General features: G+C 50.3%; 22 protein-coding genes. 14 read left to right on the top strand and 8 right to left on the bottom strand.

What is annotated here, in order from left to right; all coding sequences use genetic code 11:
* The first annotated feature begins 74 nt into the window (after positions 1-74).
* Both SD10_RS03690 and SD10_RS03685 read left to right on the top strand, forming a co-directional pair.
* Entirely contained in the window at positions 75-872 is a 798-nt protein-coding gene (locus tag SD10_RS03690; RefSeq protein WP_046375738.1) for an ion transporter, read from the top strand.
* 57 nt (positions 873-929) lie between these two features.
* On the top strand, positions 930-2,891 hold the full coding sequence (locus tag SD10_RS03685; RefSeq protein WP_046375737.1) for a DNA polymerase III subunit gamma/tau: 1,962 nt from the start codon (positions 930-932) through the stop codon (positions 2,889-2,891).
* A 49-nt stretch (positions 2,892-2,940) separates the two neighbouring features.
* Here SD10_RS03685 and SD10_RS03680 read toward each other — a convergent pair whose 3' ends face one another.
* A complete protein-coding gene (locus SD10_RS03680; RefSeq protein WP_052731060.1) occupies positions 2,941-4,056 on the bottom strand; it encodes a tetratricopeptide repeat protein in 1,116 nt (371 codons plus the stop codon).
* A 100-nt stretch (positions 4,057-4,156) separates the two neighbouring features.
* On the opposite strand from SD10_RS03680, the gene SD10_RS03675 reads away from it, so the two are divergent.
* The 9 genes from SD10_RS03675 to SD10_RS03635 all read left to right on the top strand — a co-directional run bounded on the left by SD10_RS03675 (position 4,157) and on the right by SD10_RS03635 (position 11,546).
* Complete coding sequence (locus tag SD10_RS03675) at positions 4,157-5,395, top strand: M16 family metallopeptidase (RefSeq protein ID WP_046375736.1); 1,239 nt, start codon at positions 4,157-4,159, stop codon at positions 5,393-5,395.
* A 12-nt stretch (positions 5,396-5,407) separates the two neighbouring features.
* Positions 5,408-5,761 carry a nucleotidyltransferase domain-containing protein gene (locus SD10_RS03670; RefSeq protein WP_046375735.1) on the top strand — a complete coding sequence of 118 codons (354 nt, stop codon included), beginning with the start codon at positions 5,408-5,410 and terminating at the stop codon, positions 5,759-5,761.
* The gene (locus SD10_RS03665) at positions 5,758-6,159 is read left to right on the top strand and encodes a HEPN domain-containing protein (protein ID WP_046375734.1); all 402 of its coding nucleotides are present in this window, start codon (positions 5,758-5,760) and stop codon (positions 6,157-6,159) included. Before SD10_RS03670 ends, SD10_RS03665 begins: the two co-directional genes overlap by 4 nt.
* A complete protein-coding gene (gene ispF / locus SD10_RS03660) occupies positions 6,156-6,632 on the top strand; it encodes a 2-C-methyl-D-erythritol 2,4-cyclodiphosphate synthase (protein WP_046375733.1) in 477 nt (158 codons plus the stop codon). Before SD10_RS03665 ends, ispF begins: the two co-directional genes overlap by 4 nt.
* A gap of 110 nt (positions 6,633-6,742) precedes the next feature.
* On the top strand, positions 6,743-7,873 hold the full coding sequence (locus SD10_RS03655; protein ID WP_082111506.1) for an amidohydrolase family protein: 1,131 nt from the start codon (positions 6,743-6,745) through the stop codon (positions 7,871-7,873).
* A 73-nt stretch (positions 7,874-7,946) separates the two neighbouring features.
* On the top strand, positions 7,947-9,047 hold the full coding sequence (locus SD10_RS03650; RefSeq protein ID WP_046375731.1) for a mandelate racemase/muconate lactonizing enzyme family protein: 1,101 nt from the start codon (positions 7,947-7,949) through the stop codon (positions 9,045-9,047).
* Positions 9,044-9,601: a GNAT family N-acetyltransferase gene (locus SD10_RS03645; protein WP_046375730.1), complete on the top strand. Its 558-nt coding sequence runs from the start codon at positions 9,044-9,046 to the stop codon at positions 9,599-9,601. Before SD10_RS03650 ends, SD10_RS03645 begins: the two co-directional genes overlap by 4 nt.
* A gap of 79 nt (positions 9,602-9,680) precedes the next feature.
* On the top strand, positions 9,681-10,727 hold the full coding sequence (locus tag SD10_RS03640) for an aminopeptidase (RefSeq protein WP_046375729.1): 1,047 nt from the start codon (positions 9,681-9,683) through the stop codon (positions 10,725-10,727).
* A gap of 30 nt (positions 10,728-10,757) precedes the next feature.
* Complete coding sequence (locus tag SD10_RS03635) at positions 10,758-11,546, top strand: DUF3108 domain-containing protein (RefSeq protein WP_046375728.1); 789 nt, start codon at positions 10,758-10,760, stop codon at positions 11,544-11,546.
* 53 nt (positions 11,547-11,599) lie between these two features.
* On the opposite strand, the gene SD10_RS03630 is transcribed toward SD10_RS03635, so the two are convergent.
* Together SD10_RS03630 and dnaA are read right to left on the bottom strand one after the other, a co-directional pair.
* A complete protein-coding gene (locus SD10_RS03630; protein ID WP_227699133.1) occupies positions 11,600-12,463 on the bottom strand; it encodes a GNAT family N-acetyltransferase in 864 nt (287 codons plus the stop codon).
* A gap of 156 nt (positions 12,464-12,619) precedes the next feature.
* Entirely contained in the window at positions 12,620-14,029 is a 1,410-nt protein-coding gene (gene dnaA, locus SD10_RS03625) for a chromosomal replication initiator protein DnaA (RefSeq protein WP_046375726.1), read from the bottom strand.
* Positions 14,030-14,323: 294 nt separating this feature from the next.
* Between dnaA and SD10_RS03620 the strand changes: the two genes are divergently transcribed.
* Positions 14,324-15,709 carry a methylmalonyl-CoA mutase family protein gene (locus SD10_RS03620; protein ID WP_227699131.1) on the top strand — a complete coding sequence of 462 codons (1,386 nt, stop codon included), beginning with the start codon at positions 14,324-14,326 and terminating at the stop codon, positions 15,707-15,709.
* Between the two features lie 22 nt (positions 15,710-15,731).
* Positions 15,732-17,876, top strand: a complete 2,145-nt coding sequence (gene scpA, locus SD10_RS03615) for a methylmalonyl-CoA mutase (RefSeq protein WP_046375725.1) — start codon at positions 15,732-15,734, stop codon at positions 17,874-17,876.
* Between the two features lie 69 nt (positions 17,877-17,945).
* Here the strand turns inward: scpA and SD10_RS03610 are convergent, their stop codons facing one another.
* Complete coding sequence (locus SD10_RS03610; protein WP_046375724.1) at positions 17,946-19,979, bottom strand: hypothetical protein; 2,034 nt, start codon at positions 19,977-19,979, stop codon at positions 17,946-17,948.
* A gap of 108 nt (positions 19,980-20,087) precedes the next feature.
* On the opposite strand from SD10_RS03610, the gene SD10_RS03605 reads away from it, so the two are divergent.
* Positions 20,088-20,981 (top strand): DNA/RNA non-specific endonuclease, encoded by an 894-nt coding sequence (locus SD10_RS03605; protein ID WP_046375723.1) that lies wholly within the window; start codon positions 20,088-20,090, stop codon positions 20,979-20,981.
* Positions 20,982-21,054: 73 nt separating this feature from the next.
* On the opposite strand, the gene SD10_RS03600 is transcribed toward SD10_RS03605, so the two are convergent.
* From SD10_RS03600 to SD10_RS03585, 4 genes are all read right to left on the bottom strand, one after another.
* Positions 21,055-22,152: a fatty acid desaturase family protein gene (locus SD10_RS03600; protein ID WP_046375722.1), complete on the bottom strand. Its 1,098-nt coding sequence runs from the start codon at positions 22,150-22,152 to the stop codon at positions 21,055-21,057.
* A 217-nt stretch (positions 22,153-22,369) separates the two neighbouring features.
* Positions 22,370-22,744, bottom strand: coding sequence for a VanZ family protein (locus tag SD10_RS03595; RefSeq protein WP_046375721.1), 375 nt, complete (start codon positions 22,742-22,744; stop codon positions 22,370-22,372).
* A complete protein-coding gene (gene gldF / locus SD10_RS03590) occupies positions 22,741-23,466 on the bottom strand; it encodes a gliding motility-associated ABC transporter permease subunit GldF (RefSeq protein WP_046375720.1) in 726 nt (241 codons plus the stop codon). The genes SD10_RS03595 and gldF overlap by 4 nt, the downstream gene beginning before the upstream one ends.
* A 61-nt stretch (positions 23,467-23,527) precedes the next feature.
* Complete coding sequence (locus tag SD10_RS03585) at positions 23,528-24,049, bottom strand: DUF4199 domain-containing protein (protein WP_046375719.1); 522 nt, start codon at positions 24,047-24,049, stop codon at positions 23,528-23,530.
* Between the last annotated feature and the right edge of the window lie 6 nt (positions 24,050-24,055).

The raw sequence follows: 24,055 nt of genomic DNA, 5'->3' as shown, positions 1-24,055 counted from the left end.
CAGCAACTTATTTTTTTCGGAAAGCAAATACGTATTTGCTTAGTAGCTTGCAGAACCACCGACCGATCTTCTTCATGCTACATCTCCGTAAACTTGTCTATCGTACACTCGAAATTTCAGCCGGGAAACGGCGGGGCATGAGCCTCGTCTTTAATCTGCTGCTGATTACGATTATTACGCTGAATGCCATTGCTATTGTCCTGCATACCGTGGAGGAATACAACGAGCAGTTCGCGCGATTGTTCATTGATTTCGAGTTGTTCTCGGTGATCTTTTTCACCATCGAATACCTGCTCCGTCTCTGGGTTTGTGTTGAGAATGACAAGTATAGCCACTGGTTTTGGGGGCGCCTGCGGTACATGTTCTCCACCAGCGCCATCATCGACTTTCTGGCCATTTTTCCGTTCTACTTCTCGCTGTTCGCCACGGACCTGGCCATCGTCCGAATTTTACGCCTGTTCCGTATTTTCCGACTGTTTCGCATTTCCCGTTATTCGCACGCGTTCCGGTTGATTCAAAACGTGGTGGCCGAAAAGAAAGAAGAGCTGATTCTGAGCACGATGCTTGTCGTTTTCATGCTCATTATCGTGTCGAGCGTCATGTACTATGTGGAACATCCGGCTCAGCCCGATAAATTTTCGAGTATTCCGGCCACGATGTGGTGGGGCGTTACAGCCATGACGACTGTGGGTTACGGTGACATTCACCCTATTACACCTTTAGGAAAAATGTTGGGTGGCATTACGGCTATAGTCGGCATTGGCTTGTTTGCCCTGCCAACGGGTATTCTGGTATCTGGCTTTAACGAGCACATCCGCGACCGTAAAAAACCCAGCCGGAACGTGTGTCCTCACTGTGGTCGGGAGATTTGATGCCGAACAGACGCGATCCTTCGTTTGAAATGCGCCCCGGCCTTGCTAACTTTGAGTATGGAAAATTTCGTGGTCTCGGCCCGCAAGTACCGCCCTGCTACTTTCGACACGGTTGTGGGGCAAGAGCATATTACCACCACACTTAAGAATGCCATCAAGACCAATCACTTAGCGTCGGCCTTCCTGTTTTGCGGGCCACGTGGGGTTGGCAAAACGACTTGTGCCCGAATTCTGGCTAAGACCATTAACTGCCAGAACCTGACTGTAGAAGGAGAAGCCTGCGATACCTGCGAATCGTGCGTGAGCTTCAATCAAAATGCGTCCTTCAATATTCATGAACTGGATGCCGCTTCGAACAACTCCGTTGAAGACATCCGGAATCTGATCGATCAGGTTCGGTATCCGCCCCAGTCGGGCAAATACAAGATCTATATTATTGACGAGGTTCATATGCTCTCGTCGGCGGCCTTCAATGCGTTCCTGAAAACACTGGAGGAGCCTCCCTCCTACGCCATTTTTATTCTGGCAACGACCGAGAAACACAAAATCCTGCCGACGATTTTGTCCCGTTGCCAGATTTTTGATTTCAACCGGATTCAGCCACAGCACATTGCTGGCCATCTTGCCGGTATTGCGGCCAAAGAAGGCATCACTGCCGAACCCGAAGCGCTTGACCTGATTGCCCAGAAAGCCGATGGTGGCCTGCGGGATGCGCTGTCTATGTTTGACCTGAACGTGACCTTCGCGGCCGACCGTATCATTCGGTACAAGGAAGTACTGGACAACCTGCACATCCTCGACTACGATTATTATTTCAAATTAACGGATCTCTTGCTGGCCGGCAATCTGCCACAAAGCCTGCTGACGGTCGACGAAATTCTGCGAAAGGGTTTCGATGGACATCAGTTTGTCGTTGGACTGTGTCGCCATTTTCGCGATTTGATGGTTTGTAAAGATGCGGCAACGGTGCAGTTGCTGCAAGTAACCGAGAACGTCCGTCGACAATACCTCGACCAGGCCGTTCGGGCACCCATGTCGTTTTTGCTTTCGGCCCTCAGCCTGGGCGGGCAGTGCGACATGAATTACAAACAGGCTAAAGATCAGCGGTTGCATACGGAACTCTGGCTGATGAAGTTAGCAAACTTACGTAACCTGCTTAACTGGGATACGTTACCTGAGCTTACGCTTCCGCCAAACAGCAACGCTGCCTCCGAACGTTTTCCTGCCGAGCTACCGGTAGACGAAAAAAAAAACGGCAAACCAACACCCGGCCCCTCGCAGCAGTCAGCGAGTAACGGCCATCAGTTAACCGAAAGCCACCCCATTACGAGCGAGCCCGCCAATGCCTACCACGCCAATAACGGTACAAACGGGGCTTTATCAACGGGAACAGGTCAGCAAAACGGCCAGCCAGTAAGGCCAAATGAAGTGGCGACGGCACTGGTAGACGTAAAGCCGATAGTAGCGCCAGCCACTGTAGTTACGCCAACGGTGGCCATCAAACCCGAAGCGCAAACCAGACCACAGATAGCTCCGCCACCCCGCCCGGCTACCAGCCGATTGCGATCTACGGTAGCGCTGACGGCCGGGCCGGTAGTGCCTTCAGCCGATTCGGATATTGAAGTAGTATCAACCGCTCCTACCCGGCCAGATAAACCGTTCACGTTTGATGAACTGATAGACGTTTGGCGCGCTTTCTCCAAAATTCGCCAACAGCAGAACGACTCCACCACTGAACAGTTGGTCCTTAATCGGGACCTGGTTCTCGATGGAACAGTGATTCACCTGACCCTCGACAACACTCTACAGGTAGGGTATTTGACCGACGTAAAACCTGATCTGATGGGCTATTTGCGTACCGAGCTACAGAACAGCCAGATTCAGCTGGAGCACAAAGTCATGGTTCAGGAAACTAAAAAGATGATTTACAGCTCGCAGGATAAGTTCAACTTCCTCGCCGAGAAAAATCCGGCCCTGCATGAACTACGCAAAGTGCTGAATTTAGAGGTGGACTATTAAAGATGTATAATGTATTTTGTGACATACACCATACAGCCTATATCATACATCACTTAAACCCTTTTGCTTCGCGGATCAGTGATTTATATTGGCCTACGGCGAGGGCTTTTCTGTAATTTATCCTTGCCCGATTGGGGTCATTGGCGCGGGCGGCAATACGCGCCAGACCTGCATAGGCAAAGGCGTGATATTCTTTTGTATAGGGGTCATTGAAGGGTAATCGAAGGGCGGTTTGGTAGGCTTCTGCCGCTTCCTTATCATCTTTGTCGGCATACTCAGCCAGCATTCCCGTAAAGGTGTGAACGGCCATTGGCACCAGTTTATTTGGCATCTGCTTCAACCGTTGCACATAGGGCCGGGCTTCGGCATAGCGGCCCGCCAACAGGAGCGCTTCGGCACAGGTCATGCCGAAAAGTGGATTTCTCGGGTATTTATCCGCCAGGTATTTCGCATAAACAACGGCTTTGACTGGGTCCATCTCGTGCTTCAGTAGAATATGCGCCAGGTAGTAATTGGCGACGGGCCGCATGAAAAGTCCTTTTTTAGTCGCAGTGTCCATTTGTTTCAGCCCCTTCGGCATGTCGCCATCTTCAAAAAAAAGCATGAACGGCTTCACAATCGAGTGGTCCATCGGATAGCGTTCGATGTAGTAATTGTATAGGCCAGTTGTGAAATAAAAATCGGGATTCTTCCCCATCAGCACGAAGCCATCCCGCAGGTAATTGTAGGCCTTTTTCGACTCACCAACGGCTTTTAAAGACTCGCCTTTGTTGTTGTAGAGCGAGGCCAGATAACTATGGGCTGTCAACGCAAAAAACACCGCTTCCGGGTCATCTTCTTTTTTTTCAAGCATCTTTTTGGCCAGCGCGAGCCCCTGATCTACGGCCTGCACAAACTGCGCCGTCGCGGCCTTATTTTCGTGTAAAGGCAAATATTGAAGCTCCAGTTGAGTGGCCCGCAAAATGGGGCCAATTGGGTGCTGCGGATATTGCGCCTGAAGTTGCCGTATCTGAGTGTCGGCATCAGAGAATTCCAGATTGTAAATATCGTCCAGGGTTGTCAGAACGGTTTGTTGAACAGTGGGGTCTGTGAGTACCTGCCCCGGAGCCAGGAGCGGCAAAAACAGGCAGCTTAAAACCAGAAACGTATTTTTGAGAATGGACAAAGTAGTCGTCGAAATTACATCGTTTGATTCTATACGACCAGAACCTTACTTTTGTTCAATGCGTAGTATAGTATGAAGGCTATACGCAACTGCTTTTTCCATGATTGCTTACGAAAAATTTGTCTTAGACAACGGCTTACAGGTATTCGTCCACGAAGACGCATCGACACCGATGGCCGCTGTTAATATTCTGTACAATGTTGGTTCGCGCGATGAAGATCCAACCAAAACGGGCTTTGCTCACTTGTTTGAGCATTTGATGTTTGGCGGATCGCAACATATTGCCAGTTACGACGAACCGCTGCAAAAGGTTGGTGGCGAAAACAACGCCTTTACCAGCCCCGACATTACCAACTATTACATTACTCTTCCGGCGGCTAACCTGGAGACGGCTTTCTGGCTGGAATCGGACCGGATGCTGAGCCTCTCGTTCGATCCACAGGTGCTGGATGTCCAGCAAAAAGTGGTCATTGAAGAGTTTAAACAACGCTATCTGAATCAGCCCTACGGCGATGTCTGGCTTAAGCTTCGCCCCCTGGCCTACCAGCAACATCCGTACCGCTGGGCAACGATTGGCAAAGACATTAGCCACATCGAAAATGCGACACTGGAGGATGTAAGGTCGTTTTTCTTTAAATACTATCTGCCCAACAATGCGATTCTGGTGGTGGCGGGCAACGTCACCGTTGAGCAGGTGAAGCAATTGTGCGCCAAGTGGTTCGCCCCGATTCAGGCGGGTGCCCCCTACGTGCGCCAGCTCCCAACCGAACCGAAGCAGACCCAGGCCAGAAAGATTGAAACGTCGGCAAAAGTACCGTTGGACAGCCTGTACAAAGCTTATCACATGCCGGGTCGTTTCGACGCTAACTTCCAGACCACTGATCTGCTGGGCGACATGTTGGGACGCAGCAAATCGTCCCGTCTTTATCAGCAACTGCTGCGCACAAATCCGTTGTTCAGTAGCGTAAACGCCTACATTACCGCGTCCATCGACCCTGGCTTGCTGGTGGTTCAGGGAAATCTGAATAAGGGTATTTCGCTGGAAGAAGCCGATGCCGCCGTGGAGTCGATTGTCCAGGAATTCATTGACCAGACTGTACCTGACGAAGAACTGGCGAAAGTAAAAAATCAGGCGGAAGCCACACTGGCATTCTCAGAAGTTGAATTATTGAACCGGGCCATGAACCTCGCGTACGCGGCCAATGCAGGTAACCCGGACCTGGTTAATCAGGAAGCCGCCCAGATTCAGGCCGTTACTCCCGCCGGTATTCAGACAATGGCCCGGCAGGTATTGCGGAAAGACAACTGCTCGACCCTGTACTACCGGCAGACGGATTAACCTATACCCCTTATGCAAACGACCTACCAGCCTAAAGCCCTTTCCGGTGATCAACTTCAGGCTTTATCACAGGAAGTAAAGCAGGCGCTCACCGAGCTATATGGTGAGCGCCTTGACCGGGTCATCTTATATGGTTCGTATGCAAGAGGTGATTTCCATGCCGAATCAGATGTGGACTATCTGGTCTTATTGCGAGATGAGCAGGTTAAGGCCGGAAAGGAAGTTAGAATGATGGCCCCCAGCATTGGGGCTTTGGCCTTACAATATGATGTAGAGGTATCTGTTTTTCCGACAAGCCTGTCCAATTACTTATCAGGACATATACCTCTTTACGAATCAATCCAACAAGAAGGCATCTGCGCATGAGCGACTTGAAAAGAGTTAGCGCTTACTTACAGAAAGCGGGAGAAGACCTGGAAGAAGCACAAGTTCTTCTTAAAGCCAACTTTCCTGATGGAACCTGTAACCGAGCTTATTACTCTTTGTTTCATAGCATTATGGCTCTCTTACAGGCTACCAGTGATAGCACTCCTAAAACGCACACAGGTGCCCATACGGAGTTTAGAAAACAGTTTATAAAGACAGGATTGTTTGCCGAATCGTTCAGCGTAATTATTTCGGAGTTATTCAATTTACGGCAGGGTGGAGATTACGAAATTGATTTCGACATTTCCATTGAGGACGCCAGTGCAGCCGTGAATCATGCCTCCGAATTTCTCCATCAGGTTGACGCTTACCTTCGTGAAAATGGATTTACCGCATGAAAATACGAGTTGGACAAGGTTATGATGTTCACCGCCTTGAAGAAGGGCGAGCGTTCTGGCTGGGTGGTATTCAAATTCCAAGTACATTCGGGCCGGTTGGTCACTCCGACGCCGATGTGGTCTGCCATGTGCTGTGCGATGCGCTGCTGGGAGCTGCCAACATGCGCAACATTGGCTATCACTTTTCAGACAAAGATCCGCGCTGGAAAGGCGTCGACAGCAAGCTACTTCTGGCCGAAGTGCTCCGCATGGTGCGGGGGGCAGGCTACGAAATCTCGAATGTAGACGTAACGGTGGTGTTGCAGGAGCCTAAGCTCAATCCGCACATACCCGCGATGAAAACCTGCCTGGCCGAAGTGATGGCCATTCCAGAAGAGGATATCTCCCTTAAAGCCACAACCTCCGAGCACATTGGCTTTGTGGGGCGGGGCGAAGGCATCGCAGCGCATTGTGTAGCGCTGATTTACCGTTAACTTGTCATGCTGACGAAGGAAGCATCTTCGCACAAGACATTTTTGTTGGTCTCAACTAAACCTGCTGTTAGCGAAGATGCTTCCTTCGTCAGCATGACAAAGAACAACCCGTGAAGCATCTGGCTTATGTTTTCGCATTGCTGTTACCAGGTATAGTGGCCTGTGGTCAATCCACCAAGTCAAATCAGCCGCCCGAACCATTGGGTTTTGAAGAATATGATCCCGTTTCGACGCTCAAGGTGCCGGAACACAAATTGACCCGTTCCAAGTATCCATTTATCGACGTTCATAATCACCAGTGGGATATGGACAAGGCGAATTTAACGGGCCTGCTTGCTCAAATGGATAGCCTGAATATGGGCATTATGGTCAATTTGAGCGGTCGTGGCTGGGGAAGTGTTCAGGAAGGCACGCAGTTTTTCGATAAATCTTTGGCCAATGCAGCCAAGTCGGCCCCGAAGCGACTGGCCTTATTTACCAATCTCAATTTCGATGAGGTTGGTCGGAAAGGCTGGACGGAAGATGCGGTTAAGTTGCTGGAGGAAGATGTAAAAAAAGGAGCGCGGGGACTAAAGATTTTTAAAAATCTGGGCCTTAATACCAAAGATGAATCGGGGCAGCGCATTCGAGTCGATGATCCACGTCTGGACCCCATCTGGGCAAAATGTGGCGAACTGGGGGTTCCGGTCCTGATTCACACGGCTGACCCTAAGTCATTCTGGGACCCTATGGACCGCTACAACGAACGCTGGCTCGAACTCAAATTACATGGTGGTCGCAAACGGGCCGCCAATGATCCGGTTCCCTGGGAGCAACTCATCGCCGAGCAGCATAACGTATTCCGCAAGCATCCCAAAACGACATTTATTGCCGCCCACATGGGTTGGTATCCTAACGACTTGATCAAGCTCGACAGCCTGATGACTGTTTTCCCGAACATGAATGTAGAAATCGGGGCGGTTATTGCCGAACTAGGCCGTCAGCCAAGAGCCAGCCGCAAGTTTTTTGAGAAGTACCAGGACCGGATTCTATTCGGTAAAGACAGCTGGGTACCCTCTGAATACGCTACCTACTTCCGCGTGCTCGAAACCGACGACGAGTACTTCCCCTACCACAAAAAATACCACGCCTTCTGGCGGATGTATGGTATGGGTTTACCCGACCCAATCCTGAAAAAAGTGTACTACAAAAATGCACTCCGATTAATCCCAGGTCTGGACAAGAGTCAGTTCCCGGAATAGTTGTATACCCGGCAGTATCCTGCTGTCGGGGTTAATAAGCCACCGACAGCAGGATACTGCCGGGTACAATCCAATGAAAATCACGCAAGTCACCCTTTACCGCTACGACATTCCGCTCAAGGCACCCATTTCTATCTCGCTCGGAACGATTGACAACGCCCGGAATATCCTGGTCGAAATTCAAACCGATGAAAGCATTACGGGCTGGGGAGAAGGCTCCCCTTTCTGGATGATCGTTGGTGAAACTCAGGCATCCTCCCTGGCCGCGGCCAATGACATGGCACGGCTCCTGATCGGGCGTGATCCACTCGATATTGAAGGGTGTCTGATGGCCCTGATCCGGTATCTGCCCGGTCACCCGACTACCCGTTCCGCCTTCGACATGGCGCTTTACGATCTGGCCGCCAAAGCCGCCCGGATGCCGCTCTACCAGTTTCTGGGTGGGGCGAAACGCGCGCTGGTCACAGACGAAACCATTTACATCAACTCTCCCGAGCGAATGGTGGAGGATGCTTTGCGGATTCAGGAAAAAGGAGCCGAAGCCATTAAGGTGAAACTGGGCACGAATCTGTACGACGATATCGACCGGATAGCGGCCATTCGAAAAGCGATTGGCGATAAAACGCCGATCCGCACCGACGCAAACCAGGGCTGGGACGTTGTCACCGCTTCGGGCGTACTACGAGCCATCGGCGATTGGAACGTACAATATTGCGAGCAGCCCATCAAACGGCATGATATTGCAGGTTTACGCCAGATTCGCCGGAACGCGACCGTGCCCATTATGGCCGATGAGAGCCTGTTCGACGCTACGGATGCCATTCGATTAGTGCGCGAGGAAGCCGTCGATTACTTCAACATCAAGCTCTCTAAAAGTGGTGGTATTTTTGACGCCCTCAAGATCAACGCCATTGCCGAAGCCGCTGGCATTCCCTGCATGATCGGTTGTATGTCGGAGTCGCGATTAGCCCTTACGGCGAACGCCCATTTTGCGGCTTCCCGGCAAAACATACGCTTCTGCGATCTGGATGGCTGTTTTGAGCATGCCGAAGACCCGGTTTATGGAGGCATTACCTATCAGGGGTACCAAATCGAACTGCCCGACGCACCGGGTATCGGAGCAGAAGTCGACGCGGCCTTTCTGTCAAAAGCGGAGCGTACTACTATCGTATGACGATTACCACCGTTCAGTCTGAAGCTGATGTACAGGGAATTCTTGCCCTGCAACAAGCCAATCTTCGTAAAAATGTTTCTGTTGACGTGCAGCTCAATCAGGGCTTTGTCACGGTTGAGCACGACCCGGCCGTTCTGACCCGCATGAATCAGGCCGCCCCAAGCATTATTGCCAAAGAGGATGACCGGGTGGTAGGCTACGCCCTGACAATGCTGCCCGAGTTTGGTGCCGATGTACCGGAGCTATTGCCTCTTTTCGCATTGATAGATTCACTTAGCTATGCGGACAAGCCTCTGTCAAGCTATGCCTATTACGTGATGGGGCAGGTTTGTGTAGCCGATGGATACCGGGGACAGCAGGTGTTTGACCGGATGTTTAGGCACCATCAGGAGGTTTATGGCGACCGATTCAGGCTATTGATAACGGATATTTCGGCCAACAATAGCCGCTCGCTGCGTGCTCATACACGCGTGGGCTTTCAGGAGCTGCACTCGTTCTACGATCCGGCTATTGGCGAGACTTGGGTGGTCGTTTTGTGGGACTGGCAGAAGTAAGCCGCTCGTGGTTTACCGCTATGAAGCCTAGTCTATTTGCCCAACAGTTCCCTACTTTTGTGTTGAATATTTCCAACCAATGGTCAAAAAAATTGCTCTTGTTCTCATAGGGGTTCTGATCGGCTTAGTTGTCTGGCAATGGGAGTTGGTCAGTTATGGATGGATGCAGGCAAAGGGCCAGGTACGGATTTTGTGGAACACAAAACCCGTTAGCGCAGTGCTGGCAGATCCGGCCTACCCAGACTCATTAAAGAAAAAAATAGAACTAATCCAGGAAATAAAGCGTTTTGCTTTAGATTCGCTCGGTTTGGATCAGTCGGGCAGTTACGAGTCAATTTACGATCAGCAGGGAAAGCCAATTTTATGGGTCGTCACGGCCGCACAACCATATCAACTCGTGGCCAGGCAGTGGCATTTCCCAATCATTGGTACTTTTTCATACAAAGGTTTTTTTGAAAAAGACCGTGCCGATTCGGCCCAGGCTGAGTTGAAACGGGAAGGTTTGGATACACGTATTGGCGAAGTATCAGCCTGGTCGACTCTGGGATTTTTGAATGATCCAATTCTGTCCAGTTTTTTGGATCGGCCCGAAGGAAGCCTGGCTGAGTTAATCATTCATGAGCTGACTCACGGTACATTGTTTGTGAAGAACAGCTTAGAATACAACGAAAACCTGGCTGATTTTGTGGGTGAATATGGGGCGCTCCGGTTTCTGGCTCAAAAGTATGGTATGAATTCGATACCATACCGGGATTATCTGGCGACGAAAGTGTTCTATGAGCGGTACGATGAACATATTCTGAAGGGCACCCGAGTGCTTGATAGTTTGTATCGAACGTTTAAACCCAGCACCCAAACGGTGGTCAAAGATTCGTTGAAGTGGCAAACCATCCGGCAAATCGTTGTGTCGTCCGATACGATCAACGATCAACGAAGTACGAAAGGTGTACGATCAATAAAAAAGCGGTCACTCGGAAAACTAAACCTACCGAATAATGCGTATTTCATTGGTTACCTTACCTATCGAAAACAGCAGAATCGTTTTCGGCAGGAATTTGACAGCCGGTTTGGGGGAAATTTCAAGCGGTATTTAACCTACCTCAAGCAAACCTATCCATCGTTCTAAACGAAGCCCAGCGTGCGGGCAGTTGTTCGTATGAAGAAGTTATTAATTGGCATTGGCATCTTATCCATTCTGAGCACAGCTTTTGTCGCCATGAACGCCTACAGGCGGGTTACAAATACCAGCTTCGGGCCAGGTGAACATCTTGAATACCGGGTCCACTATGGCTTTTTGAACGCAGCCGAAGCGGTGGTCGATGTCAGCCCGTCGCTCTACAAAGTAAACGAGCGCCCCTGCTACCGGGTTAATGTCGATGCCCGCACACTGGGGGCTTTTGACCTCGTAACGCGCATTCGTGATACGTGGCGGTCCTACATCGATACATCGGCAATTCTGCCGCAGAAGTTTTACACCAATCTTCAGGAAAATAGCTACCGTAAGGAAGAAAACATTACGTTCAACCACGAAGCGAATACCGTAAAAGCCGAAGAGCGTACGGAGAAAGATGTGTTTAAAGTGCCCGATAATGTACACGATCTCATTAGCGGGTACTACTTCTTACGCACCATTGATTTCAGCAAACTAGCCAGTGGGCAGGTCATTGAGGTTCCGGCTTTTTACGACGATACCATCTACAACATGAAGATTCGTTATCGGGGCAAGGATGTGGTAAAAACGAAACGGGGCAAGGTGAATGTGATCAAGCTGAACCCGGTGTTGCCCCAGAACAAACTTATTAAAGAGGAAGAATCTATCCGGATTTTCGTCTCCGATGATGCCAACAAAGTGCCTATTAAGGTTGAGGTTGACTTTTTTGTTGGCTCCATGGAGATGGATCTTAAACGCGATGCTGGCCTGAAACAACCAATAAAATATTATTAAACAGAGAAACAAAAAGGCGAGCTACCGTTCAGAACGGTAGCTCGCCTTTTTGTTTACGAATTCAAACGGTTCACTACGGTTCTGGCAATCTTCTCGACGGCCTTTAGCCGACTCCAGCGCAGGTCATAAAACGGCTCATCACTCGCTCCGAAGCTCTTATAGAACTCTCGAATGGACAATTTCTCTGGGCTTTCGAAATCAAATAACAACTTCATTCCAGCTTTTTCCCGAATCATCTGATCAACCAATAGTGTTCGTGCGTTTCCCCGACGCCCGGCTTCCGACGCGGCATTGAACAGGTAAATGACTCGATTCCCCTCGGATACAAACAGGGCCCCTGCCTCCATACGCCCGTCCCGACAGGCATAGCGTAGGGTCATCAACTTACGCTTGCTCAGTTCGGCGACCAGATTCCTGAGAATAGCATACGCCCAATCGGCCACTCCTCCATCAATCCCAGCCGTGTGATTTTTGCAAAAAAGCGTTATCAGTGGCTCAGGGTCGGTAGACGCAAGGATGCTCCAGTTGGCAGACAGCGCCCGCTTTAGGTTTTGCTTCCTGTCGCGACTGTAGCGCTGATACAATACATCATACCCTACGGACAAGTTCAGAACCTGCGTACTCCTGGTTTCGACCCTACCGAACGAAAATGGCCCATCCGGCAACTGACGGATACGGAATGTTGATCCATAGCGAAAATGTTGCGGCATGAACTGCATGAAAGGGGTCGGATCAAGCGTTTGGTCGGAGCTAAAGACGCTAACAAACTGGCAGAAAAACGGCTGATGAACGACCCAGCTATAGGGTATGCCCAACATCCGTTTTTGCCGCAGAGGAATCGGCATCACCGCCAGGTAATTACCGGCGTCATCAGCGATAACAAGACCTATCCATTTCCACGATGGGGCCGGCAGCACAGTATCCAGATACCAGCTGTATCCGTACAGAATGCCTTGCGGAGAATTGGCAACGCAGGCATTCCAGGCCGAGTCGTTAATTTGATGGCGCGTTAACGTTTGTATGATGGCCTGATTGCCCCTTTGTCACCGGGCCGTCGTTAGAGATAACCAAATTTACTTAAACATCGCTTTCAGCTTCTCGATTATATCGCGGGTTTCAGCATGTTTAGCTACCAGATCGCTGATGGTTTGCACGGCATGAATCACCGTACTATGGTCACGGCCACCAAAGTGATAGCCGATGGATTTCAACGAAAGGTCGGTTTTTTCTTTAGCCAGATACATGGCCACCTGCCGGGGATGTACTAGTTCACGCTTACGGCTTTTCGCTTTCAGGTCGGCAATGGTGACGTTGAAGTAATTGGCTACGGCTTCCTGAACCGTATCGATGGTTACTTCCCGCTCGGAGTCAACAACGATATTGCGTAGGGTCTGCTTGGCTAATTCGAGGTCAATTTCCCGGCGGTTGAGAGAAGCCTGGGCCATCAGCGACACAATAACGCCCTCTAATTCCCGAACGTTTGTATTGACACTATGAGCCAGGTATTCAATTACGGCATCGTCAATGTATATGCCTTCAGCCTGAAGTTTTTTCTGGATAATGGCAATACGTGTTTCGAGGTCAGGCGTTTGTAAATCGGCCGACAAACCCCATTTGAAGCGCGACAGCAGACGATCTTCCAGGCCATCCAGGGCTCTCGGCGCCCGGTCGGAGGTCATGATGATTTGCTTGCCCGACTGGTGCAGGTGATTGAAAATATGGAAGAAAATTTCCTGCGTTTTTTCCTTTTTCTGCAGGAACTGCACGTCATCGATCACCAGCACATCCACCTGCATATAAAATGCGGTGAAGTCGCGAATGCCATCCGAACGAACCGCGTTCAAAAATTGATTGGTAAATTTCTCCGACGTAACGTACAGCACAAACTTAGTCTGGTTGTTATTCTTGATAAAGTTACCAATGGCCTGCACCAGGTGCGTTTTGCCCAAACCAACACCCCCATAAATCATGAGCGGGTTAAAAGAGGTTACGCCCGGCCGTTCGGCCACGGCATAGCCCGCCGAACGGGCCAGCCGATTGCAGTCGCCTTCTACGTAGTTATCGAACGTATAACTTGGATTCAGGTAGGAGTCGAGGGTAAGCGAATCCAGATCTTTGAGTTGGAACGGGCTTTTCAGAATGTCAGGATTGACATTATCGGGCTTCGACGTGTGCGTCGATTTGGTTGTCGGCACATTCACCGTCAAGGGGCGATTTTGCTCGTTTCCCTTGTCGACAATGATCGAGTATTCTAACTGTCCATTGCGTCCTATGGCCGTATCGAGGGCTTTGCGCAGCGCATGAACAAAATTCTCCTCAAGCCATTCGTAGAAAAACTCGCTCGGCACCTGAATAGTCAGCACATTGCCGTTCAGTTTGAGCGGAACGATGGGTTCGAACCACGTATTAAAACTTTGCTCAGGTACAATCTCCCGGATCACACTCAGACAGCGATTCCACACCGTCGTTATTTCGCGCTGCATGCCTGTCTGAGGAGTTAGATTCACGAGTATACGTTTAAGTTACGTTGGTGGTGTCAAAAAAGGGAGACAAATGTATGAAAATATCTAACCTACCGCGCAGGGCAAGGCACGTTTTTTAGACGAATTTATCTCCTATGGGTTAACAGTAAGCTAAAATTAAGGGATTCGGCCGGAAGGTCAAGGGCCTGCCGCAATCCCTTTGAATAATGCAATTAGGGGGTTAAATAAGCCGTTGCATCCTTGTTCTTACCTCGCTTAAATAAAAAGATTACTTTTACCCGTCCTTAAGTCCTAATGAATCTGATGGTTCCTTTTTTTCTATCGCTGTTCCCTGCCACAGGTAAATCAGCCTGGTTAACCCAGGTTCTGAACGAGTCAAAGGCCGCCCAACGTGGCGATAATGAGTATGAACGCTTACGCTGGCATACCGAAGAAGGCTTTACCATAGAACCTTATTATACGACCAGCGACCTAGCTGAAGGTCCACTTGCTCCGTCACAGTTGACAACCATTCAGGCAGCCCAAAAACAAAGCCCTGGCTGGCTGAACGCTCCGGAACACAAAATAACCGACGAAAAATCAGACAATGTCATCCTGCGGGATGCTCTTGCCCGAGGTGCCGACGCCCTTGTCCTCAATCTCCCGATTGCGGCTAACAACCTGAATGACTCCTTATCCCGACTGCTGAGTGGCATTAAGCTGAGCGATACGCCCGTCTTTTTCCGGCTCGCTTCCGGTCATGCTCACGATCTAATCAAGGCCTTAAAAATCGTTGCGCCTTACAACCTCAAAGGTGGTTTGCTGCTCGATGCTGGCGACTCAACGGCCGAAGTCACTCGCTTAACGGCCGATTCACCCCAGTTCCGCACAGTATGCGTGAATAGCCATACCTTTCATAATGCTGGTGCCACCGCCACACAGGAACTGGCGTTTACACTGGCTTCTCTGGCCGATGCATACGATCAACTTACCGATAGTGGACTCACTCTCGAGCAACTTGTTCCCAAAACGATGCTTTCGGTATCCGTAGGAACGAGTTATTTTATGGAAATTGCCAAACTTAGAGCGCTTCGGGTATTATTCGCCCGGTTTACGTCGGCATATTCATCAGCTCCTCTCCCACCGCTCTTCATCCACAGCCAAACGTCCATCTTCTATGATGCTAAAGCAACGCCTAACACAAACCTACTCCGGGCAACGACCGAAGCCATGGCGGCTGTGATAGGTGGTTGTGATGCTCTGACGGTTCATCCATTCGATACGGTGTTGGGCACGCCTACATCGGCAGATCGCTCTACGTCAGCAACAGACTTTTCGGCCCGTATTGCCCGGAACGTATCCATTCTGCTTAAACAGGAAAGTTATTTAGACAAGGTTGCTGATCCTGCTGCCGGGTCCTATTATAGTGAACTATTGACTCATTCGTTGGTAGAAGCCGCCTGGACCTTATTTCTTACGGTTGAAAAGCAGGGCGGATTTGCCAAGGCCCTGGCCAATGGATTTGTTCAGACAGAAATTGAGCAGGCTTATCAGGCAAAGGTCCAGGCTGTCCGCAATGGAAAGGTTTTGGTAGGTGTCACGAAGTTTCGCTTCGATGAACCCAACATCCAACTCTATACCGCCCCCGAACGTGTTACAGGCCTACTGCCTGAACGACGGCTGGCTGAAGACTTTGAGTAGACCTGACTTAGTAACAACACGTATGAGACCTTCTTTCGCAACTGTACCGAATACGTCAACAACGGCTAATGAACCGATGACACCATCTCAGGCTACAGCGGTTGCCCCCTTCCCGACAGCTGAAGGCGTTAAGCTAAAACCCCGTTTTACGGTTGCGGACGTAGCGACAACCGATCACCTGAATTACGCGGCCGGAATTCCGCCCTTTCTGCGGGGACCTTATGCCAGCATGTATGTTCGGCAACCGTGGACCATTCGTCAGTACGCAGGCTTTTCAACCGCCGAAGAATCGAACGCGTTTTACCGGCGCAACCTGGCGGGCGGTCAAAAAGGATTATCGGTGGCCTTCGATCTGGCCACACACCGGGGCTATGACTCCGACCACCCGCGCGTTGTCGGCGACGTAGGAAAGGCCGGAGTAGCCATTGATTCGGTTGAGGACATGAAAATTCTTTTCGACCAGATTCCCCTCGACCAGATGTCGGTGTCGATGACCATGAACGGGGCTGTGCTACCGATTATGGCCTTTTTTATCGTGGCTGCCGAAGAACAGGGCGTTCCTCCCGAGAAGTTGTCGGGCACAATACAAAACGACATTTTGAAGGAGTTCATGGTTCGGAATACGTACATCTATCCGCCAGAACCATCCATGCGCATTGTGGGCGACATTTTCTCGTATACTGCCCAGCACATGCCTAAATTCAACTCGATCAGTATCAGCGGCTATCACATGCACGAAGCCGGAGCCCCGGCGCATCTTGAACTGGCATACACCCTGGCCGACGGACTCGAATACATCCGGACAGGCCTCCGGGCGGGCATGAGCATCGACGCCTTTGCCCCACGCCTTTCGTTTTTCTGGGGTATTGGCATGAACCACTTTATGGAGATTGCTAAACTCCGGGCAGGCCGACTCCTGTGGGCTAAAATTGTAAAGCAGTTTGACCCGAAGAACGCCAAATCGTTAGCCTTGCGTACGCACTGTCAGACATCCGGTTATAGCCTGACCGAACAGGACCCGTTCAATAATGTAGCCCGCACCACGATTGAGGCCCTAGCGGCTGTGTTGGGCGGCACACAAAGTCTGCATACCAATTCGCTGGACGAAGCCATTGCCCTGCCAACCGACTTTTCGGCCCGTATTGCCCGAAATACTCAGCTTTACTTACAGCACGAGACCGACATTACCCGCGCCGTCGACCCCTGGGGCGGATCGTACTATGTCGAGTTTTTAACCAAAGAGCTAGTTGAGAAAGCCTGGGCGTTGCTTGAAGAAGTAGAAGAGTTAGGAGGTATGACAAAGGCCATCGAAACCGGCCTTCCCAAGCTTCGTATCGAAGAAGCAGCCGCCCGCAAACAGGCCCGTATCGACTCGGGTAAGGACGTGATCGTGGGCGTAAATCGATACAAACCCGCATCAGAAACCGTTATAGAACTGCTTGACATTGATAACCAGGCCGTACGCGAAAGTCAGTTAAACCGGCTGAAGGATGTAAAAAAAAACCGGAATCAGGCGAAGGTTGACCAGGCACTAGCTGCCCTTACAGAAGCAGCCTTAACACCATCTCCATCCCAGAACCTTTTAACGCTTGCTGTGGAAGCGGCACGCCACCGCGCTACCCTTGGCGAAATCTCCGACGCTATGGAAAAAGCATTTGGCCGCCATAAGGCCACCATCCGGGCAGTATCAGGCATCTATTCAGCTGAAGTCTCGGACGATGAGAACTTTCGTTTAGCCCGTGAGATGAGCGATCAGTTTGCTGAACTCGATGGTCGTCGACCACGTATTCTGGTGGCTAAGATGGGACAGGACGGCCATGACCGGGGCGCAAAAATTATTGCGACGAGTTTCGCCGACCTTGGTTTCGATGTGGATATGGGACCCTTGTTCCAGACGCCGGCAGAAGTAGCCCGGCAAGCGGCCGAAAACGACGTACACATTGTGGGCGTATCGAGTCTGGCTGCGGGTCATAAAACGCTGGTTCCGCAACTAATTGACGAACTCAAAAAAATTGGCCGCGATGACATTATGGTCATTGCTGGTGGTGTCATTCCAGCGGGCGATTATCAGTATTTATACGATGCCGGGGTCAAAGGCATTTTTGGTCCCGGAACTATCATATCGACAGCGGCTCAAAAGATTTTGACCGAGTTGATGCAAGGATAATAGGCTATAACACATAACGGACCGATCGTAACGACGATCGGTCCGTTATGTGTTATAGCCTAACTTACATTAGTACTTATTGATAATCGAATCGGGCAGAACTTGTATGTCGATACCCGTTGCTTTCATCAGGTTCGCCCGGTTGTTCTGCCCATCCACGTAGGCAGGATTGACTACCATCGAGCGATTGTAGTAATACGAAGCCAGTTGCAGTTTCTGCCGGTTGTTTTGCGCAAGCCCTTCGCCCTGGTAAATGACTCCTAGGTTATTATAGGCAGGCGCGTAGGCATTGGCCGCCCGAATGGTCTGTTTGTAATAATATTTAGCGGAATCGACGTTAGGCGTGATTTTCTGGAACACATACGCCATTGAGAAATAGGCTTCTCCGAAGTTTGGGTAAATTCGGGTCGACTCCTGCAAATGATCGAGCGCCCAACGGCCATGCTTATTGGCATGGGCAATATTGGTGTCAATCAACGCCTGCGCCTTCTTGATTTGTTCGGGTGTTGGCTTGGGCTTAATCGCATTCGTGGCGTTGGCAATCGAATCGGCTTTCGCCCGGTCTTTCACCCCTTTCTCAATCCATTCGTTGGCTACGTGTCGCTGCACTTGGCAACTGTTGGGCGCATACGGCAAGGCTGAATTAAAGAGCACAAAGTTATTTTCCCAATCGCGGTTGCGCTCCACGGTCTTGAAGGAGTACAAACCCGTTACGACAGCCATCAGGCCAAGCAACGGAGCATACCGGGCCAACACAGGCTGGCTGGTTTCTGCCGGCTCCGCTGGTTTACGCACCAAGAATTTCTGGAGTGCCCAGATGAGCACAAAGCCAAAACCCATAACGGCCGCGTAAGTAAAACGTTCGGCAAAAATACCGCCCCGAATCCAGATAAAACCCAGCCCAGGTGCCATCGTGACAAAGAACCACACGATGCCAAAGCCCCATAGTGTACGCTTGACAAAGCCTTTCCAAGCCAGCCAGATTAGTCCCAGCAAGGTAAAAAAGCCAGCCCAGGTCAACAAATCACCTTTCCCACCCGACGGAATTACATTGTACGAATAGTCATAAACGAGTGGATGAGGCAAGATCAGCAACCGGATGTAGTACTCCAGAAACTTGAACATGGTTGATTTCTGCGTCTTCTCGATGGCATACGGATAGTTGGCCCAGTCAACGGGTGGCGTCCCGCTCAAGGTGCCGATCATTTTCTGTTTCTGGTAGAAGAACAGAGCCGCCACGATCAAAAACGGCCAAAGGCTAATCAGCGATTGCCACACATTCCGGCGGGCAAACCAGTACTGCATAGCTGGAATCAGAGCCAGACTGACAATCGACGATTCTTTAGACAGGAAGGCCAGGTAAAGCGATACACAGGCACCCGCAATCCAGCCCCACTGGTTGGTTTCCAGATACCGCCAGTACGATAACAGCATCAGGGAAATAAACAGGAAACTCAGGATTTCATCGCGGCCCTTGATGTTGGCAACAATTTCGGTGTGCAGGGGATGCGCCATAAAAACCAAACCGATCAGGAAGGCGGTAATGGTTTGGTTAGCCAGCCATTTTTGAAGCAACACCCCAATGACCAGACCCGTAAGGCCATACAGGCCTGCGTTGATCATGTGGCTGATGTTTGGGTTGTCCTTAAAATATTCCTGTTCAAGTGCGAAAGTGATCAGCGATAATGGGCGGTAGTATCCCAGCGAAATATTACTGAAGTGCCAGAATTCGGTGCGCAGCAGGTCTGGAATACCAGCGATCCCGCGTTTCACGAACAAGTTTTGGCCAACTGCCGCAATATCGTCGAGGGCATACTGGTGACCAAAGGTGTTGATATACAACGCAAAACCAAGCAATGTCAGCACCAGCGGAGGCCACCACTCTACCGGACGCTTGCTGATCGGTAAGTCGGTGGCAGGCGTCTCGCTGGTAGACTTGGTAGCCACAGGCCGCACGGGGGGGCGCTGGGCTGAATCAGCCGGGCGGGACGGACCAGGCCGACCAGGGCCGTTTGCGGTCGTCAACGCAGGTTTAGCAGCCGTTGGCCTTTCGGAGGCTGAGCGAGAACTCTCAGCGCCTGTTGATTGCTTTTTTTTAGACATAACAGCAGATAGATCGTCTATTTTAGGTCAGTTCGATTCTTTACTCAATTTCAATAATAGGCTGCGAGGAGAATCATTACATTTATACTCTGTCAAAGTTCCGCAAGAATGTCAGCAAAATCAATGAAAGGCCTCAATCAACTCAAAACTATTGTTTTAGCACTCGGTCTGGGTGTACTTTTTAACGGCTGTTTACCCTCCGGCATCCCCAAGTCGACCAGCCCAACGGCTTCGGGCTCTACCGAACCTACCCGCGACGATAATCTGGCGCTGGGCAATCCCAGTGCGGCTTCAGTCGATAACCCGAACAACTACCTGATGGTCAAGTCAGGGTATGTAGTGTCGTACAACCGAGGTAGGGGTATTGCCAACTGGGTTAGCTGGCACCTCAGTGCGGCCTGGAAAGGTGACAGCCGCCGAACCAATGACTTTCGTCCGGATGCCACGCTGCCTTCGGGCTGGTATGCAGCCAAACCATCGGATTACACCAACACCGGCTTCGACCGTGGGCACCTTTGCCCATCCGACGACCGCGATGCTACGCCCGAAGAAAATGCTGCCACGTTTCTCCTAACCAACATCGTGCCACAAGCGCCGAAACACAATCGGGAAGTTTGGAAAAATTTAGAAGACTACGAACGGCAACTAACAACAAACGGCAATGAGGTATATGTTATTGCCGGCACCTGGGGCGCGGGCGGCACCGGTCAAAATGGCTATGCAACCACACTCGCCAATGGAAAACTAACGGTTCCGTCTACCTTATGGAAAATTATTGTCGTGTTACCAACTGGTTCCGACGATGCCGCGCGTATCTCGCCCAACACCCGACTTATTGCCGTTAACATCCCGAACAACCAATCGGCAGCAGATAAACCCTGGCGTGCCTACATAACGAGTGTCGACGACCTGGAAAATCTCACCGGTTACGATTTCCTGTCGAATGTACCGGCCGATATCCAACGGATCATTGAACGGCGAATCGACGGCGGCAATAGTTAACAAAGAACCGCCAACTGCACAGACGTGAGTGATTTCTGTGCAGTTGGCGGTTCTCAATTTTTCGGTTAATCTGCTAAGCAGTGGCGACAGCTATTCGGGACTTGGCCGGTACGCCTGGCTTATGCCCTGCCGGGGCCTGGATGCGTCGTGTCCGTCGGCGTAATAAGGCAATGGCATCGTTATCATCAACAAAGGCACCATTGATGTTAACCATGTGTCGGGCCAGTACATCGTATTTTTTGCCCATCAGCAAAAAAAACACCTGCCCGAAATCTATCCCATCGAAGACAATGGCTTTATTCTGAGCGTACTTATCAATCGTTTTCAGAAAAAACGTTGGATGCTCCGTCCAGTGCATCGCCGGCCGAACGTGATGGCTAATGTGATAGCCATCATTCCAGCACTTCCGGTTATACTTCACATTGATGCAGGTAAGGCTGTTTTTGTAGGCATTGCCGGGATCTTCACCATCCACAAAAGCGTGTTGTGTCCAGTTGCCCACCATAGCAATCAGTCGATAAACAAACAGCGGAAACACAAACACAACGATCACGGCAGGCCAGCTGATAAAGCAGAGCCCAATGCAGACAGCGGCAAAAACAAGCTCCCCCGTCATGGCACGCCACGCTAGTTTGGGTCGATTTTTCCGGCGCAGGTACGTCAGTAGATTTCGCACCCCAATCACAAAGAATCGACTGAAATAGGCGATGAAACTCCAAAAGCTGTCGCGCTGGAACGTCATCGTGCTGCTGTCGTCATCTTCAAGGTTATTCTCGGGATGGTGCATGCCGATATGGTGGCTGTAGTACGTCTCAGGCGTATGCCCAAAAAATGGAGCCAGTACCCAGGGCAGGTAATAATTCAGCCAATTATACTCCGTTTTAAAGAACTGCCGGTGACTTGTGCAATGGAGCATGAGCCCAAAGGGACCTTTTACACCGAAAGTACTAAAACAGAAATGCAGGATAGCGACCACCCACCAGGCCCAGCCCGTCAGAAAGGGCATAAATAGCAGAACGCTTAGGGGAATCAGGGTCAGGCTAATGCGTAGGGTAAGGTAGATGAAGGGTAAATCACGCTCGTCTTTGATATACTGGAGAAAGAATCGGTCAAGCCGATTGTAGTCACGACCCGTAAAAGTGGGGTCATGCAGGGTGCTCAGTACCTTCATGTATGCGTAGTATTGTTAAGGGTATATAAGTAAAAAGGACCAGACAGTTTCGATTTCGCTTTGGACGACAATAGAAACTGTCTGGACCTTTTAGAGTATTAACGAAATTATAAGTTTTGAATTGAATTATAGCCTGTTAAAATAAAATTTATTTTTCCCGGACAACGAAAACTCAACAAAAGCCTTATCCCAGGACTTCACACGGACCATTTACCGCTTATTCACTGATTAACTTACGACTAATACTATCCACTACTTTTTGAGCAAGGGGAGCCAAGAGTATACCGACAGCGACACCAATACTGTCGGCAAAAAGATCGGCCCAGTCGGCGCTGCGGTTAATTGGCAATACGTATTGCAGAACTTCGATAAGCGCCCCGAACACGATGCCGGTAAGGGCTACCGGAGTAAATTTGAGTCCAGCCAGTCGCCACAGAAGCGTAAATAAGGCGAATATGGCAATGTGTTGCGCTTTGTCATTCCAGTCCACCAATTCATCCGGTAATTCTGAATGAGGAGTCAGGCAGCCAATCAGCATGATTACTGTCCAGACAATGGCCAGCCAGCGGAATAGAGTCGGAGTTAGTTTCATTTGGTCGATTTCAGCCCATTGGCTGTGAAAAAGAGAAACAAAAGAATAAGACTAAGCAAATAGATAACGTTCCGCGAGTCGATAATGCCCCGGCCCAGCGCCCGGTACTGCTCATCGAGTGCCAATAAAGAGAAGTAGTATGACAACCCGCCAGCGACAGACAGGCCCGCCAGCGCACCGAGGCCCACATAAAGCAAGAAGCAAAAAAATACGCCCAATACAAAAGCAACAACCTGATTGTCATTGAGTGACGATGCCCACAACCCAATAGCCACGAATACGCCCCCTAATAAAACCAGCCCAATGTAAGAACCGAATACGCCAGCCGAGTCGATATTACCAACGGGCGAACCGAGCTGATATAACGTTACATAGTACAACAGTGTTGGCAAAAGCGTCAGAATAACAAGCAGCCAGCTTGCCAGAAACTTTCCGCCTACCACGCCCCATCGACTCACCGGTTTGGTTAACAACCATTCGAGCGTACCCGAGCGCACCTCATCGGCAATGGAACGCATGGTAACGGCAGGTACCAGAAACAACATGACATAGGGTGTTAGGTTAAAGAACGTGCCCATGTCGGCATAGCCGTTTTCCAGCAGACTCGTATCCGGAAAAACCCAGAGTAATAAACCGACCGCCGTCAGAAATACGCCCATGATAATATAAGCGATGGGCGACGAAAAAAATTGGTTAATTTCTTTACGGAAGATAGCCAGCACGAAGGGACGGGTTATGGTTTGTCGTATTCAGTTTGCGGTTGTCGGTATACCGTTAAACTATTTACTCAAACGGATTTGCCTTATTGCGACGTATAAAGGCAGCAATAATTAGCGACAGCAGAAAGCCCATTATTATCGTTCCGAAAAGGCCTGCGATGAAGGTAAAGCCAGGTGACTGAAGCTTTTCTGACCATTCCATGGCCTGATCAATTGATTCATCGGACATGTTTCCCTGCGCTTCCAATTTTTCACGTGCTTTTTCCATAGCGCGTTGCTGGATAGTAGGGTCGATGATCACATTATAAAAGGTGATAAAGGCAGACGATAAGAGCCCTGTCACTGCAGAGAGAAGAGCGCCAATGCCCAACCCTTCGCTATAACTCATGTAGCCGCCATTGAGCGTTCGGTACTCCCGCATCGCCAGAATCAGCATCGCCACCATGGCACCGAGCGTAAGCCCGCTGAACAACGGGTTGGTCGACTGGTCGGTCAGGTACATCACCAACGTAATGGCTATTAAAATAAGGCCAAGGATAGCGCCCCATTTCAGGGCCGTACGGGCAGTAGAGGGTTGGTCATTCATAGTCGG

It is taken from the genome of Spirosoma radiotolerans, assembly GCF_000974425.1.
Classification (GTDB): Bacteria; Bacteroidota; Bacteroidia; order Cytophagales; family Spirosomataceae; genus Spirosoma; species Spirosoma radiotolerans.
This window is presented reverse-complemented; position numbering and strand designations above follow the sequence as displayed.